This is a genomic window from Planktothrix tepida PCC 9214 (genome assembly GCF_900009145.1).
Classification (GTDB): Bacteria; Cyanobacteriota; Cyanobacteriia; order Cyanobacteriales; family Microcoleaceae; genus Planktothrix; species Planktothrix tepida.
This window is the reverse complement of the sequence record NZ_LN889782.1, coordinates 1,439,298-1,454,314: the sequence shown is the minus strand read 5'-3', so window position 1 is coordinate 1,454,314 and position 15,017 is coordinate 1,439,298. Positions and strand designations below refer to the sequence as shown.

At 39.6% G+C, this 15,017-nt stretch carries 14 protein-coding genes; 8 read left to right on the top strand and 6 right to left on the bottom strand.

Annotation, left to right across the window (positions count from 1 at the left end; translation table 11 throughout):
• Window positions 1-2 precede the first annotated feature (2 nt).
• The 3 genes from PL9214_RS09325 to PL9214_RS09315 all read left to right on the top strand — a co-directional run bounded on the left by PL9214_RS09325 (window position 3) and on the right by PL9214_RS09315 (window position 3,649).
• Window positions 3-1,292 carry a nucleotide sugar dehydrogenase gene (locus PL9214_RS09325; RefSeq protein ID WP_072718465.1) on the top strand — a complete coding sequence of 430 codons (1,290 nt, stop codon included), beginning with the start codon at window positions 3-5 and terminating at the stop codon, window positions 1,290-1,292.
• A 4-nt stretch (window positions 1,293-1,296) separates the two neighbouring features.
• The gene (locus tag PL9214_RS09320) at window positions 1,297-2,283 is read left to right on the top strand and encodes an NAD-dependent epimerase (protein ID WP_072718464.1); all 987 of its coding nucleotides are present in this window, start codon (window positions 1,297-1,299) and stop codon (window positions 2,281-2,283) included.
• A 247-nt stretch (window positions 2,284-2,530) separates the two neighbouring features.
• A complete protein-coding gene (locus PL9214_RS09315; protein ID WP_072718463.1) occupies window positions 2,531-3,649 on the top strand; it encodes a site-2 protease family protein in 1,119 nt (372 codons plus the stop codon).
• 62 nt (window positions 3,650-3,711) lie between these two features.
• On the opposite strand, the gene PL9214_RS09310 is transcribed toward PL9214_RS09315, so the two are convergent.
• The 5 genes from PL9214_RS09310 to PL9214_RS09290 form a co-directional block, all read right to left on the bottom strand.
• Window positions 3,712-4,260, bottom strand: a complete 549-nt coding sequence (locus tag PL9214_RS09310; protein ID WP_139295003.1) for a hypothetical protein — start codon at window positions 4,258-4,260, stop codon at window positions 3,712-3,714.
• Between the two features lie 149 nt (window positions 4,261-4,409).
• Window positions 4,410-5,027 (bottom strand): L,D-transpeptidase, encoded by a 618-nt coding sequence (locus PL9214_RS09305; protein ID WP_072718461.1) that lies wholly within the window; start codon window positions 5,025-5,027, stop codon window positions 4,410-4,412.
• 407 nt (window positions 5,028-5,434) lie between these two features.
• On the bottom strand, window positions 5,435-5,815 hold the full coding sequence (locus PL9214_RS09300) for a DUF5615 family PIN-like protein (protein WP_072718460.1): 381 nt from the start codon (window positions 5,813-5,815) through the stop codon (window positions 5,435-5,437).
• Complete coding sequence (locus PL9214_RS09295; protein ID WP_072718459.1) at window positions 5,815-6,144, bottom strand: DUF433 domain-containing protein; 330 nt, start codon at window positions 6,142-6,144, stop codon at window positions 5,815-5,817. The genes PL9214_RS09300 and PL9214_RS09295 overlap by 1 nt, the downstream gene beginning before the upstream one ends.
• Window positions 6,145-6,384: 240 nt before the next feature.
• The gene (locus PL9214_RS09290; RefSeq protein ID WP_139295002.1) at window positions 6,385-7,494 is read right to left on the bottom strand and encodes a tetratricopeptide repeat protein; all 1,110 of its coding nucleotides are present in this window, start codon (window positions 7,492-7,494) and stop codon (window positions 6,385-6,387) included.
• 186 nt (window positions 7,495-7,680) lie between these two features.
• On the opposite strand from PL9214_RS09290, the gene PL9214_RS09285 reads away from it, so the two are divergent.
• From PL9214_RS09285 to PL9214_RS09270, 4 genes are read left to right on the top strand one after another with little or no spacing between them, the layout of a single operon-like run.
• Window positions 7,681-8,064: a nuclear transport factor 2 family protein gene (locus PL9214_RS09285; RefSeq protein ID WP_072718458.1), complete on the top strand. Its 384-nt coding sequence runs from the start codon at window positions 7,681-7,683 to the stop codon at window positions 8,062-8,064.
• A gap of 7 nt (window positions 8,065-8,071) precedes the next feature.
• Window positions 8,072-8,911, top strand: coding sequence for a 16S rRNA (adenine(1518)-N(6)/adenine(1519)-N(6))-dimethyltransferase RsmA (rsmA, locus tag PL9214_RS09280; RefSeq protein ID WP_072718735.1), 840 nt, complete (start codon window positions 8,072-8,074; stop codon window positions 8,909-8,911).
• A 57-nt stretch (window positions 8,912-8,968) separates the two neighbouring features.
• Window positions 8,969-9,916, top strand: a complete 948-nt coding sequence (ispE, locus tag PL9214_RS09275; protein WP_072718457.1) for a 4-(cytidine 5'-diphospho)-2-C-methyl-D-erythritol kinase — start codon at window positions 8,969-8,971, stop codon at window positions 9,914-9,916.
• A 3-nt stretch (window positions 9,917-9,919) separates the two neighbouring features.
• On the top strand, window positions 9,920-10,255 hold the full coding sequence (locus PL9214_RS09270) for a DUF3082 domain-containing protein (RefSeq protein WP_072718456.1): 336 nt from the start codon (window positions 9,920-9,922) through the stop codon (window positions 10,253-10,255).
• A 212-nt stretch (window positions 10,256-10,467) separates the two neighbouring features.
• On the opposite strand, the gene PL9214_RS09265 is transcribed toward PL9214_RS09270, so the two are convergent.
• Window positions 10,468-11,331 carry an amino acid ABC transporter substrate-binding protein gene (locus PL9214_RS09265; protein WP_072718734.1) on the bottom strand — a complete coding sequence of 288 codons (864 nt, stop codon included), beginning with the start codon at window positions 11,329-11,331 and terminating at the stop codon, window positions 10,468-10,470.
• A gap of 127 nt (window positions 11,332-11,458) precedes the next feature.
• Between PL9214_RS09265 and PL9214_RS09260 the strand changes: the two genes are divergently transcribed.
• Complete coding sequence (locus tag PL9214_RS09260; RefSeq protein ID WP_072718455.1) at window positions 11,459-15,016, top strand: AAA-like domain-containing protein; 3,558 nt, start codon at window positions 11,459-11,461, stop codon at window positions 15,014-15,016.
• The last annotated feature ends 1 nt before the right edge of the window (window position 15,017 follow it).

Genomic DNA, 15,017 nt, shown 5'->3' with positions numbered 1-15,017 from the left:
TAATGTATTCTCATTCCCATCGCATTGCTGTTCTTGGTTTAGGATATGTAGGTTTACCTGTTGCCATTGCCTTTGCTGAAGTTTTCCCCGAAACCGTTGGATTTGATATTAAACTAGAACGAGTTGAAGCTTTAAAACAAGGAATTGATATTACCGGAGAAATTGACCCAGAACGGTTAAAAAATTCATCTTTAAAATTTACAGCATCTCTTCAAGATTTAAAAGACTGTAACTTTTATATTGTAGCAGTTCCCACGCCTGTTGATAAAAATAATCAACCCAACTTAACCCCCTTAATTAAAGCTTCTGAACTCTTAGGAAAAGTAATAAAACCCGGAGATATTATTGTTTATGAATCAACGGTTTATCCAGGGGTAACAGAAGAAATCTGTGGTAAAATATTAGCCCAAATTTCTGGTTTAAAACAAGGAATTGATTTTAAATTAGGCTATTCTCCAGAACGAATTAATCCGGGGGATAAATCCCATACCTTAGAAAAAATTGTGAAAGTGGTTTCAGGAGAAGATGAACCCACCTTAAATAGTATTACTGAAGTTTATAGCTGCATTATTCAAGCCGGGGTTTATCGTGCACCTTCGATTAAAGTTGCAGAAGCAGCGAAAGTGATAGAAAATATTCAACGAGACTTAAATATTGCTTTAATGAATGAATTAGCTATTATTTTTGATCACTTAAATATCCGCACTCAAGATGTATTAAATGCAGCTAGAACCAAATGGAACTTTTTACCTTTTACCCCTGGATTAGTTGGCGGTCATTGTATTGGTGTTGACCCGTATTATTTAACGGCAAAAGCCGAAGAATTAGGCTATCATCCCCAAGTTATTTTAGCGGGAAGACGGATTAATGATAGCATGGGAACTTATTTAGCTCAACGTTTAGTTAAACTGTTAATTCAAGCCAATTGTTCCATTCCTAGTGCAAAAGTTGGAATTTTAGGATTAACCTTTAAAGAAAATGTACCTGATTTACGCAATAGTCGCGTTCCTGATATTGTGGCGGAACTTCATCAATTTAGAATTCAACCGTTAATTCATGACCCCTTAGCTGACCCTGTTGCCACTCAACAAGAATATGCTATGACATTAGTAAAGTGGTCAGATTTATTGAACCTAGATGCGATGATTCTTGCGGTTCCCCATCAAACTTACCTCGACCTTCCTGTAGAAAAACTATTAGGGTGTTTAGGAAATAAAGGTGTCGTGATGGATGTCAAGTCTGTTCTTAACCCTAATTTAATTCCCTCTCATATTCACTACTGGAGTTTATAAAAAAATGGCAAATTTATTAGTCACTGGTGCGGCTGGATTTATTGGATTTCATTTGTGTCAACGGTTATTAGACCGAGGAGATACTGTTATCGGAATTGATAATATTAATGATTATTATGATGTGTCTCTGAAACACGCCCGTTTAGACCAATTAAAAAATCGGGAAGGATTTACTTTTAAAAAACTAGATTTAGCTGACCGAGAGGGAATGAATCAGTTATTTACTGAGGGAAATTTTGAACGAGTGGCTCATCTTGCCGCCCAAGCAGGAGTACGATATTCTTTAAAAAATCCCTATGCTTATCTTGATAGTAATTTAGTCGGATTTTTGAATATTTTAGAAGGCTGTCGCCATTCTCAAATTCAACATTTAGTATATGCCTCTTCCAGTTCCGTTTATGGGGAAAATAAGAAAATTCCCTTTTCCGTTGAAGATAATGTAGACTATCCCGTCAGCTTATATGCAGCAACTAAAAAAGCTAATGAATTAATCGCCCATAGTTATAGCCATTTATACAATATTCCCTCAACGGGATTACGATTTTTTACTGTTTATGGCCCTTGGGGTCGTCCCGATATGGCAATGTTTATTTTTACCAAAGCCATTCTCGAAGATAAACCCATTGATGTGTTTAATTATGGAAAAATGCAACGAGATTTTACCTATATTGATGATATTGTCGAAGGCGTAATTCGTACCTTAGATAGAATTCCTCAACCGGGTGAAAATCAACATACAACAGCCCCCTATAAAGTGTATAATATTGGTAATAATCAACCCGTTGAATTGTTGCATTTAATTGAAGTATTAGAAGCAACATTAGGTAAACCTGCCATTAAAAACTTTATGCCCATTCAACCCGGAGATGTGCCCATGACCTATGCTGATGTCGATGCTTTAATTCAAGATGTAAACTTTCAACCCAATACTTCAATTGAAGTGGGAGTCCAACGATTTGTAGAGTGGTATCGTTCTTATTATCAAGTTTAGAGTTCACCCCAGAAACCGGGTTTCCGGTTCTAATTAAGGGGATAAAATCGAGATTGGACGTTGAGAAACCCAATTTCATAAGAACAATGCCTGAGTATTTCTTGATTGTCAAAGCGGAAAACCGTACTCAATCGTCTAGTATTTACAACCTGGGGCGGATTGCTCAGTTTTTTTACAATTCGTTACGATAGGGTTATGAACAACCAGAAGTTGAATTGGCTTTTGGATGAGTTGAGAGGTAGCCAACATGAATGGCTCTATTCGCGTCGGTAATTTATTCGGAATCCCTTTTTATATTAATGTTTCCTGGTTTATTGTTCTGGCATTAATGACCTTAAGTTATGGCGGAAGTTTAGCAGCCCAATTTCCCCAATTGGGTTTAGGACTGCCATTCCTATTAGGATTAATTGCTGCGTTACTGTTATTTGCTTCTGTTTTAGCCCATGAATTAGGTCATAGTTTTGTCGCCATCAAACAAGGAATTAACGTTAAATCAATTAGCTTATTTTTGTTTGGTGGATTAGCCAGTTTAGACCAAGAAGCAAAAACACCTGCTGGGGCTTTTTGGATTGCCATTGCTGGGCCATTAGTGAGTTTATTCCTGTTTGTTGGGTTAACTTTGATGGGTTCTTCTTTAACCATCGCAGCCCCATTAACAGCCTTAATTAATCTCTTAGCTTATGTCAATTTAGCTTTAGCGGTCTTTAATTTAATTCCCGGTTTACCCCTCGATGGTGGCAATATTCTCAAAGCACTCATCTGGAAAATTACAGGTAATCAATTTAAAGGCATTGTATTTGCCAGTCGCGTCGGTCAAGGATTTGGTTGGTTAGCAATTTTATTAGGATTTTTACCTCTATTTGCCGGAGGTTCGATTAATTTCTGGACAATTTTAATCGGTTGGTTCCTGTTAAGTAATGCCGGAATTTTAGCCAAAGATGCCACCCTCCGCAATCAATTATCTCAATTTACCGCAGAGGATGCCCTAGTTGATGAAAATCCGATTGTTCCTCAAACCCTTTCTTTACGAACCTTTGTCAACGATTATATTATTGGAAAAACCGCAACTCGTCAATTTTTAGTTACCAATGAAGCCGGGGAATTAGTCGGTCAAATTAGTGGGGATGACCTGAAAACAATTCCGACCTCTCAATGGCCGTTAATTCAAGTTCAAGAAGTGATGCAACCTGTGGAATTTTCAACAACTGTTGATGCTCAACAACCACTATTAGACGTGGTAACTGTCTTAGAACAACAACAATTAAATGAATTACCCGTTGTTCGCAATGGGGTGTTAGTGGGATTTATTGAAAAAGCATCGATTCGTCGCTTATTAGAGCAGCGTTTGCAAGCTAATCCCGCTTAGAGATTAACCGATTAATCCATGTAGGGGCGAGGTTTTCTCGCCCTTTTCTTTTATATTAGTCTCTACAGCAACCAAGTGCTACTGGAAAAATCATCATTAGAAACAGGTTGAGAGGGGGAAGAATAGGGACGAGGGATTAATGTAGCCTTGGGTTTGACAATGGCTTTAGATTGTGGTGGTTGCGCTTTAAGTTGTAAGGCATTTTTCAACGATTCATTTTCTTCCTTTAGGTTTTTCAATTCATCAATTAATTTAGAATTTGCCTCGGATAATTGTAACGCAGCCTCTTGCGCTTTTTGTAATTTTCCTTTTAAATCTGCCTCTTGAATTTCGGTTTTCATGCGGTCAATAAATTGATTTTTATCATCTAATTCAGCTTGTAATTTTAAAACTTTTTCTTGAAGGGAATGTTCTTGTTTTTGAGCCGTTTCTAAATGTGTTTTCAACTCAACAATTTTCTCTAATAAGTCGGGTTGAGCCTCAAATTCTGTAGGTGAGGCAGTCGATTGAACTCCAACCCCACTTTCATCGACGACAACTTCCACTTCAGCCGTTGCACTTTTTTCAGTTTCCTGCCGTACCATATCGGAAAGACGTTTCCGCGCCATCATTCCTCCCCTTGGGTGAGCATTAATTTTCAAATAACCTTAATACGCCTTAGCTTATCAGATCTTTGATGTCTTTTGAGACAATCAAAAAAGGAATCAGATGAGTTTGAACTCGATGTGATTCCTGAAAATCTCTATAGAACATCAAATATTTAAGGTTCAACAATAACCGGAGTTCCGACTTCCACCTGTTCAAATAAAGCTACAACATCCTCATTCCGCATCCTGACACAGCCATGGGAGGCGGCTTGTCCAATTGAATTGATTGTAGGGGTTCCATGAAACCCAATCACATCTTTTCCATCTGTCCAGAACCCAATCCAACGTAATCCTAACGCACTATTAGGGCCTGGAGAACGAACTTCTCCCGTCCAGGGGTCTTGCCAAACGGGATTTTCAATTTTTTGCATCACTTTAAAATTCCCCGTCGGCGTTTCCCATCCTTCTTTACCCACAGCAACGGGATAACTAACAACAACTTGTTCTCCTTGATAGAGATAAACCCGACGTTGACCCAACCGTAGAACCAGACGTCTTGGCTGCTCTAAGGATGGTAAAAATAAACCGGGGTCATCTAAGGGGGGAACATCCGGGTTGAGGTTTTGAGCGGGAAGGATAGGAACAACCGTAGAAGATGAAGAACTGACCGTTTCCGGTGAAACCGAAGTTTGCGCTTTTATAGGTTGTCCTAATAAGAATAAAGTGGCTAGGCTAATACCAGTAGCGATAAAAGATTGAGATAAAAATTGAGTGTTGACTCTGGCGGTCATATTGGACTCCTCACTCAGAAATAATATTGATAGTAGGAAACAGGAGAAAAAGAAAGGTGTGGAGAACAGACAGTTAACAGTCGTAGGGGCAAGGTTCCCCCCACTCGTACCCGTCAAGTGTCTATATCCTAAGTTTTGGCAATTGTTATAATGTACCCTAAAAAATAGGACTAAGCAAATCTGAAACAGTTCCAAAAATTTCACAACAATCAAAAAACTGGGTTTCTCAACCTCCCCTTTTAATTTTATTCCTTAAACTGAGGTCAAAAATCCGGCTGAAATTCCCCTATAGGTAAATCATGACCTGGTATTAACAGCATTTAATAGACTAACTCTGGATAATTGATGAAACCTTGGAAGTACCCTTGCACAGGTTTCCCCTAGTCAGGATAATTTGTTAGGGGCGATTATTGCACTCCTAAAACATAACTATGGGGCAAATGAATAATTTGGTCTTGATATTCACCTTCAAAAGATACCTGTGCTAAGAAAATCAACTCATTAATATTTTGCCCCACAGTTAACTTAACATTGAGAATAAAAATGCCTGGTATATGACGACCTTCGTTGATGTGATCGAGCAAGTGGACAGGCATAGATTTACGGTTATTCGTCACCAATATAAAATTATACTCCTCGCACCAAAGTAAAATTTCTGGATCTAAAGTACCTCTAGGGGGAGAGTAAGGTTCACCCACAGCCCAAACGATTAAATCTGACTCAATTTTACTTAATCCTATTTTGTAGATCGGATCTACATTTTCATCCAGCAAATATTTTAAAGGCATTATCCTTTCTCGATAGCCTCTCTTTCGGCTCTTAGTTTTCTCAAGCGAATAGCAGAAGGGGATGGATTAAGTTGTTGTGCTTTTAGTTGCTGGTGGCTCCACTCCAACCAATCTGCAATGTAGTTACTAACGGCTTCTTTATTGTGTAGATAATAAAGGATAGTCGCATAAACTTGTTCTAAGTTAAGAGATGGATAAGTTTGAGCAATTTGTTCGGGAGTACGAGCACGATGAATGAAATCATATAGGATGGTTTCAATTCCGATTCGCGTTCCTTTGACTCGAATATCATCAGGTCGTTGAAAGTCAAAATAATCTTCCAGTTGCATCGGTGAATACTCCTATTTTCAAGAGGGAACAGGGAACACTTCGACAAGCTCAGTGCTTCGCAGGGAATAGAGAATTAGAAATGTGTCAATAATTATGTTTGGGTACTTATTCCATCTTTAAATGTTTGCTACAGATGATGACACAGGTTTTTGATATGACTTTGTGCGATCGCACCTTCCTAAAAACAGCTTATCAAAAACTTAGTTTTTCAGGGAAATGCGATCGCTAATGACATCAATTTACTTTTTCTTCGGTTGTAATTGCTGTAAAGCAGCTTGGGTTTTCTTGACGCCTTCGGGATTGCCTTGTTGCTGATAAAGTTCTAAGGCTTTTTGAAAAGAAGCGATCGCTTGTTGCTCCCGACTGCCTCGTCCTTTCAGTGCCAATCCCATATTAAAATGGGCAGAGGCATCATTGGGATTATTTTCAATCACCCGACGATAACTAATAATTGCCCCGACATAATCTTGTTGTGCGAGTTGCAATTCTCCAAGGGCTGCATTCGCTTCCATCAAAGTTGGTTTTAACGCTAAAGCCCGTTGATAAGCTTGGCTGGCGGCTTCCCAGTTTTCCTCAGCTTTAAAAATTTCACCAATTTGGAATTGCACATCGCCATCACGGGGAGCGAGTTGGGCGGCACGTTCAAAGGCGGCAACACCCCCATTGCGATCGCCATATTTAAGTAAAGCCGCCCCTAATTTAATTTGAATACTCGCTTCATTGGGTGCTATCATCGCCGCTTGTTGCAGCACTTCTAAGGCTTTCATCACGTTTTCTTGCTTCAGAAATGCCATTCCCATTGAAGAATAGGCTTGCCAATTGCGAGGATCAAGAGTAATAATCGTTTGATAAGCTTGAATCGCCCCCTTATAGTCTCCTTTACGGAATAACGTTGCTGCTAATCCTTGATGGGCTTGAATATTATCGCGTTTGAGCATTGTCGCTCGACGATAGGCATCCGCCGCCGCATCATATTGTTGTAAATTGGCTAAACTAAACCCTAAACCATACTGAAAATCTGCATTATTCGGTTCTAGGATTAAGGCATTTTGATAATATTGAGCCGCAACTTGGAAGTTACCGCGTAACGCTTCTAAATAGGCAATCCCGGAATAAATTTTAGCGTTTCTAGGATCTAAAGAAACCGCTTGGGTATAGATGGTAATGGCATTTTCCAGATCTCCAGCATCCACCAACTTTCGGCCCTGTTCTAACAAATCATTAAGCTGTTTGTTGGCTTGGGGGTTGGCTTGAGCTACAATTTCCGTAGCTTGAGCAATTTGTGGTGTGGTCATGGCAATCACAGCCACTAAAACACGACTAACTAACAATTGAGTTCGATTTGACACGGCCTATTTTGGGTGAGAAGTTGAGCGAGTCTGTCACATTCTGATGTTGACGGTTGATAGCCAACGGTTAACCGTTAACCGATCCCTAACACCTGATGCTGGAAATGATACTGACATAATTCGGGCCACTTGTGAAGAGATCCGCTTATTCTGGCTTCCCTCACCCCCTCACCCTACTTCAGCGTTATGACGGATGAACAACTTGTATTAACGATCAATAAAGCGTTTTATCGAGCTTTTGAAAAACAGGATTTAGAAGCAATGAGTACCATTTGGTCAAAGGGAACTGCTTCGGTTTGCATTCACCCTGGACGGAAAGCGGTGAAAGGATGGGAAGCAATTCGAGCTTCCTGGGAGCAAATTTTTAAAGCCACTCAATATTTGGAAATTGAAACTGAGGTTATCTCAACGGAAATTAATGGAGATATTGCTTATGTTATTTTAACAGAAAATGTGATGCAAATTGTCGGTCGCCGTCGCCTGCAAGCAACATCAATGGCAACGAATATTTATACTCGGATGGCGAATAAATGGTATTTAATTCATCATCATGGTAGTCCCATTATTTAATTCATCTATGCGATCGCCCCAACCTCGAAAACAATTTGCTCAACATTGGTTACGCAGCGAAAAAGCGTTAAGTAAAATTGTTAAATCTGCATTATTATCTCCTTCAGATCGGTTATTAGAAATCGGCCCTGGAACCGGAATTCTAACCACTCAATTGCTATCGGTGGCTCAATCTGTCGTCGCGGTCGAAATTGATACGGATTTATGCAAAAATCTGGTTAAAAGATTTGGAGATCTGGATAATTTTTTATTGCTACAAGGAGATATTTTAACCCTAGATATTAAGGGGCAATTACAGGATTTTCCCAATTTCCAAAATCTTAATAAAGTTGTTGCTAATATTCCCTATAATATTACCGGGCCAATTGTTGAACAATTATTAGGAACCATTGCGGAACCAAACCCCAACCCCTATGAATTAATTGTCCTGTTAGTTCAAAAAGAAGTCGCCCAACGCATCACCGCCCATGCAGGGTCTAAAACCTTTGGAGCGTTGTCTGTGCGAGTCCAATATCTCGCCGACTGCGATTATATCTGTGATGTCCCCGCAAAAGCCTTTTATCCCCCGCCAAAAGTGGATTCTGCGGTGATTCGTTTGCGTCCCCGTCCCATCGAACATCCCGCCTCTAACCCGTCCTATCTGGAAACCTTACTAAAATTAGGCTTCTCCAGCAAACGCAAAATGTTAAGAAATAATTTACAAAGTGTGGTCAGTCGAGATCAATTAACCCAATTACTGGAACAATTAGAGATTAACCCCCAAGTTCGCGCCGAAGACCTCAGCGTTGAACAATGGGTAAATTTGGCTAATCTTCTGGAAACAACGGAATTAGTAACAGATATATAGTCTGTGTATTTCTTGTTTCCTGTTGCCTGTCTCCTGTCTCCTGACTTCTGAATACAAATGCGTTCCTATTCTTTAATTGCTCCGGCAAAAATTAACCTCTACTTAGAAATTATAGGCGATCGCCCCGATGGATATCATGAATTGGCGATGGTACTCCAAAGTATTAGTTTAGCCGATCAAATTGACATTCAATCGATTGGAATTGATACCATTAGTGTGCGCTGTGCTCATGCAGAAGTTCCCAATGATCAAACCAATTTAGCTTATCGGGCGGCGGCATTATTAGCCCAACAATTCCCCGATGCTATGGCACAATTTGGGGGAGTGGAAATTAATATCAAAAAAAATATTCCTATAGCCGCAGGTTTAGCCGGAGGTTCAACAGATGCAGCGGCAGTTTTAGTCGGTTTAGATTTAATGTGGCAATTAGGTTTAACTCAAAGTGAATTAGAAGAATTAGCGGCTCAAATTGGTTCCGATGTTCCCTTTTGTATTCAAGGCGGAACTGCTTTAGCAACGGGACGAGGTGAAGCCCTTTCTCCCCTCACAAATTTAGATCATTTGTATGTGGTTTTAGCTAAATATCGGAACTTGGGAATTTCGACAGTTTGGGCTTATAAAACCTATCGTCAACAGTTTAACGATACCTACATTTCAGCAGCCCAGGATTTACAAACTCGCCAACAACGGGTTCATTCTGGGCCGATGGTTTCTGCAATTATGCACCGAGATGGGGCAGAAATTGGTAAATTACTGCACAATGATTTAGAGAAAGTCGCCTTACCCGAATATCCCCAAGTCTTACAACTTCGAGAAGCTTTTGAGGCTCAAGGTGTTCTGGGAACCATGATGTCCGGTTCCGGGCCAACGGTGTTTGCCTTAACAGAATCTGAAGCCGAAGCTTTACGGGTTTTAGAAGCTGTAAAAACCCAAATCGCTAACCCAGAATTAGAGTTTTGGACAGCAAAATTTATTTCTACTGGTATTCGTTTAGCACACTCATAAACTATGACTGAACCTACTTCTAAAACACCTCAAACGACCTCACAAACAGATACTATTAATTTATTCCGTTGTATTACGAATGGGTTAATGTATGGGGGAGTTGCCTTAGTCTTTTATAAATTAACCCATATTATCGCTGAAAAATTCGCTAACAAACCCATTCAATCCGAGAATTTTACGGTGATTCAAATATCAACAGCAGTTCGTACCCTGGTTGTAGGTTTATTCACAATGGGAACGGTTTTATTTAGTTTCCTATCGGTAGGAGTAATGCTATTAGCAATATACGTTAGTATTCAACGGTTAATAAAACCGAATGTTCCGTCCTCTAATGGTTAAAACCTATATTTTTAAGGCTAAAAATAGGCTTATTACCGAAAGTTCGTTGATTGTTTTCTAGTCCTAGATCCCCCCTACCTTTCAAAGGGGAGGATTAGAGTTCAAAGTTCCCTTTTTTAAGGGGGATTTAGGGGGATCTAATCAGAGGTTTTCGGCTGAAGTTGACACTAATGATCCGAGGAATAAAAAGTAAAGGGAGAGGACTTTCCCCTTTAAGGTTTGGCTTTACTTTGAAAACGTTGGTAAGGAAAACGCCCTGTTTTAGGATCAAACCATTGATTCCAGAGTTGAGTATTTTCTTGAGAGGTAATAGTTTGGTTCACCAAGGTTCCCCATTGAGCACTATTTTGAGGTAAAATACAGCCGTAATTTTCAAAGGTTAAAGGTTGTTCAGGTACTAAACGAAACGCTTTAAAGTCTTCCCCTTGTTCCCATAATTCACCTAATAATAGAATTCCATCACTCGCAATTAAATCAATTTCTTCTGATCTTAACCGCCGAATTCCATCCGCACGACTACCAACAACTTGCCATTTTGCTTCAGGATAAATCGGACGGAATTCATCATCTGTTGTGGTTCCCAGTAAGAATCCAACGGTGATATTATTTTCTTGGATAGTTTCTAATTGAGTTTCTGAGGCTTTTGTGGGATCTAAACGTTCTGCATCCGCTTCTCGGACTAACAGTTGAATTCCACTGGTAAAATAGGGAATGGAAAAATCAACGGTTTCTTCTCGTTCTGGTGTAATACTGGTGGCTTCACAGACAATATCTAATTGACCTGTTTCTATTTGAGTAAATCGATTTTTTAAGGTGACGGTTTTTAAGTCTAATTTAATCGGTTTATTCAATTGTTTTTCTAAACGCTGTTGAATCAATTTAATTAAATCAACAGAATACCCTTGTAAGGCGTTATTTTTGTCCGTATAACCAAAGGGAACCGCATCCGTCCTCACCCCTGCGGTCAGCACCCCTGTCCGGTTTACTTTTTCTAACACGGTTTCGGCCCAACCTAATAAGGGAAAATTAACGGTAAACAGAAGAGTCAAGAGAGAAACAGCCAGTTTTTTGTTCATCTGTGTTAGATTTTTAGGCAGATTAAAATGTTCTGTCATCCTATACCATTAATGAGTATCTTAAGGCAAGAGGCTCAAAAAATAATATAGGGCTACCCATTAAGCTGTTCGGTGTTCCCTAGATCTCATGATTTATTCTAACTATCAAATTGGGGGAAGTTTAGCCCAAGATGCTTCGACTTATGTTGTCCGCAAAGCGGATTCAGATTTATATTCTCAATTAAAACAAGGGAATTTTTGTTATGTTTTAAATTCTCGACAAATGGGGAAATCCTCTTTGCTGGTTAAAACTCGTTATCGTTTACAACAGGAAGGCTTTCAGTGTACAACTTTAGACATGACGCGCATTGGCAGCGAAATGGTAACAGCGCAACAATGGTATAAAGGAATTGTTAGCGAATTATGGCGCGGATTTAACCTTTTAGGGAAATTTAATTTAAAGAATTGGTGGAAAGAAGAAGAAGATATTTCAGTGGTTCAACGGTTAAGCAATTTTATAGAGGATATTTTATTAACGCAATTTCCCGATAAAAACTTAATTATTTTTGTAGATGAAATTGATAGTATTTTAAGCTTAAATTTTAAAGTTGATGATTTTTTTGCTTTTATTCGGTTTTGTTATAACCAAAGAGCAATTAATCCTGAATATAACCGGGTTAGCTTTGCCTTATTTGGGGTTGCAACACCATCCGATTTAATTTCTGATCGCAATCGTACCCCCTTTAATATTGGGACAGCCATTGAATTAGAAGGCTTTACCCTCAATGAGGTTAAACCGTTAATTCCAGGCTTAGAGAAAAAAATTACCAATGCTCAGGCTGTGATGCGGGAAATTATTAATTGGACAGGAGGACAACCCTTTTTAACTCAAAAAATTTGTCAATTGGTACTTAATTCGGCTCAAGAAACCCGCAATGATGTTTTAACAATTCCTCCGGGTACGGAAGGATTTTGGGTAGAATCCTTAGTGCGATCGCATATAATTTATAAATGGGAATCCCAAGATGAACCGGAACATTTAAGAACCATCCGTAACCGCATAGAATACAATCACTATCGCTTAGGAAGAATCCTCGGTATCTATCAAAATATTCTTCAGGGATTAGAAGTTTTAACGGATGATAGTAACGAACAATCAGAACTGATTTTATCCGGTTTAGCCATCAAAACTGGCGGAATTCTCCGGGTCAAAAACCGAATTTATCAAGAAGTATTTGATGCCGATTGGGTCACCCAACAACTCAGTAGCCTGCGTCCCTATTCTCAAGCTTTTGATGCCTGGGTACAATCAAATCAACAAGATTCTTCCCGACTCTTACGAGGACAAGCCTTAAAAGAAGCCCAAAATTGGTCAAGTGGTCGCAGTATTACTGATTTAGATTATCAATTTTTAGCCAAAAGTGAAGAATTAGATCGCCGGGAAATGCAGCAAGCTTTAGAAGCCGCAAAAATGCGAGAAACAGAAGCCCGACTCCTGCAAGAAAAACAAACGGCAAAACTGCAACGATTTTTACTATTATCGGTGAGTAGTGCCTTAATTATTGCCATTGGATTAAGTGGAATTAGTTGGTTTCAATATCATCAAGCGAGAGTTAATGAACAGCAAGCAAAAACCAATGAAATGAAAGCTTTACGCCAATCTTCTGAAGCTTTATTTGCCCTAAATCAACGATTTGAAGCTTTAATTCAATCGATGAAAGCTTATAAACAATTGCAAACCTTACCCCATGTTGATTCCGAAACCCGTGAAACTGTGCAGTTAACTTTACAAAAATCCGTTTATGGAATTCAAGAATATAATCAACTCTTGGGACATACCAGCCTCATTCATTCCGTAGCGTTTAGTCCCAAAGGAGATTTAATTGCCTCTGGGGGTATGGATAAAACGATTAAACTCTGGAAACCCGATGGCACACTGTTAAAAACCCTGATAGGACATCAGGATGCCATTTTTAGTATTGCTTTTAGTCCCCGTCAACCTCTTCTGGCTTCCAGCAGTAACGACAAAACGATTAAACTTTGGAAAACCGATGGAACTTATGTTAGAACCCTGACTGGACATGAAGACCCGGTGATGGCTGTGAGTTTTAGTCCCACCGAAGATAAACTTATCTCCGCCAGTTTTGATAAAACCCTTAAATTATGGACAGTAGAAGGGAAACTATTAAAAACCATAGCCGCCCATACTGAAAAAATTAAAACCGTTTCCTTTAGTCCCGATGGTCAAAGATTCGCCTCTGGAGGTGAAGATCAAACGGTTAAAATTTGGAAATCCGATGGCACATTGTTAAAAACCCTCACCGGACATGAAGCTGAGGTGATGTCGGTGGCTTGGAGTGCTGATAGTCAACAGTTGGCTTCCGCCAGTCGGGATAAAACGATTAAACTCTGGAGTCGGGAGGGGGTGTTACTCCAGACCTTTGGCCCCTTTGAAGATGAAGTTTGGGGTGTGGCGTTTAGTCCTAATGGCAAATTCTTAGCGGGAGGAATTCGGAATCAACAAATCCAACTTTGGCGAAAAGATTCCACGACTTCCTTGTATAACCCCTATAAAACATTATGGCAACATCTGGGAGAAGTCAGTGCTGTTGCGTTTAGTCCCGATAGTCAAACCCTTGCTTCTGCGAGTTGGGATAAAAGCATTAAACTCTCGAAAATCGGCTATTCTTTGGTGATGCCCTTGATTGGACATGAAGATACCGTTTGGGGGGTTAATTTCAGCCCTGATGGTCAAATTATTGCTTCCTCTTCCTTAGATAAAACCATTAAACTCTGGACGAATAAGGGTCGATTATTACAAACCTTGAAAACTGGACATCTGTGGCGGGTGAATCGGGTAGAATTTAGCCCTGATGGTCGCTGGTTAGCCTCAACCTCTGATGATGCAACCATTAAACTCTGGCAAAGAACTCAGACAGGATTGTTAAACACCCAACCTGATAAAACCCTAAAGGGGCATAAATGGGGAGTTTGGGATGTGAAATTTAGTCCTGATAGTCAATCTCTGATTTCGGGAAGTTGGGATAAAACCATTAAAATCTGGGGACTCGATGGCAAACTGCGCCAGACCTTGGAGGGTCATCAGGGTCAAGTCTGGGGAATCTCAATTCAGCCTGAACGTCAATGGATTGCCTCTAGTTCTGACGATAATACCGTTAAAATTTGGAATTTCCAGGGTCAACTGTTACAAACTTTAACGGGTCATCAAGATGGGGTTTGGGATGTGGCTTTTAGTCCTGATGGACAGGTTTTAGCTTCAGCTAGTCGAGATCAAACGATAAAATTGTGGCGGTGGAATCCATCGCTGAAATCCTTTATGGATGAACATACCTTAAGGGGACATACTGGAACTGTTATGGCGGTGGCTTTTAGTCCTGACCAAAAATTTATTGCTTCTGCTAGTCAAGATAAAACGATTAAACTTTGGAAAATGGATGGCACTTTAGTTAAAACCTTGAATGCTCATGATAATGAAGTTTATGATGTTAAGTTTAGTCCCGATAGCAAAACCTTGATTTCAGCCAGTGCCGATAAAACCGTTATATTATGGAATTTAGATCAAGTTTTAACCTTGAATGATTTTGCTTATGCTTGCAATTGGGTACAAGATTATTTAAAAACAAATTTAAGAGTTAGTCCTGAAGACAGAACCTTATGTCAGAAAATGTTTAAATCAGGGAATTAGA

What these genes read in the sequence shown, in the direction of transcription:
- ispE (WP_072718457.1), top strand. Translation starts at nt 8,969, where the DNA reads ATGCGTTCCTATTCTTTAATTGCTCCGGCAAAAATTAACCTCTACTTA.
- PL9214_RS09325 (WP_072718465.1), top strand. Translation starts at nt 3, where the DNA reads ATGTATTCTCATTCCCATCGCATTGCTGTTCTTGGTTTAGGATATGTA.
- PL9214_RS09285 (WP_072718458.1), top strand. Translation starts at nt 7,681, where the DNA reads ATGACGGATGAACAACTTGTATTAACGATCAATAAAGCGTTTTATCGA.
- PL9214_RS09300 (WP_072718460.1), bottom strand. Translation starts at nt 5,815, where the DNA reads ATGCCTTTAAAATATTTGCTGGATGAAAATGTAGATCCGATCTACAAA.
- PL9214_RS09315 (WP_072718463.1), top strand. Translation starts at nt 2,531, where the DNA reads ATGAATGGCTCTATTCGCGTCGGTAATTTATTCGGAATCCCTTTTTAT.
- rsmA (WP_072718735.1), top strand. Translation starts at nt 8,072, where the DNA reads ATGCGATCGCCCCAACCTCGAAAACAATTTGCTCAACATTGGTTACGC.
- PL9214_RS09265 (WP_072718734.1), bottom strand. Translation starts at nt 11,331, where the DNA reads ATGAACAAAAAACTGGCTGTTTCTCTCTTGACTCTTCTGTTTACCGTT.
- PL9214_RS09320 (WP_072718464.1), top strand. Translation starts at nt 1,297, where the DNA reads ATGGCAAATTTATTAGTCACTGGTGCGGCTGGATTTATTGGATTTCAT.
- PL9214_RS09260 (WP_072718455.1), top strand. Translation starts at nt 11,459, where the DNA reads ATGATTTATTCTAACTATCAAATTGGGGGAAGTTTAGCCCAAGATGCT.
- PL9214_RS09305 (WP_072718461.1), bottom strand. Translation starts at nt 5,027, where the DNA reads ATGACCGCCAGAGTCAACACTCAATTTTTATCTCAATCTTTTATCGCT.
- PL9214_RS09295 (WP_072718459.1), bottom strand. Translation starts at nt 6,144, where the DNA reads ATGCAACTGGAAGATTATTTTGACTTTCAACGACCTGATGATATTCGA.
- PL9214_RS09270 (WP_072718456.1), top strand. Translation starts at nt 9,920, where the DNA reads ATGACTGAACCTACTTCTAAAACACCTCAAACGACCTCACAAACAGAT.
- PL9214_RS09310 (WP_139295003.1), bottom strand. Translation starts at nt 4,260, where the DNA reads ATGATGGCGCGGAAACGTCTTTCCGATATGGTACGGCAGGAAACTGAA.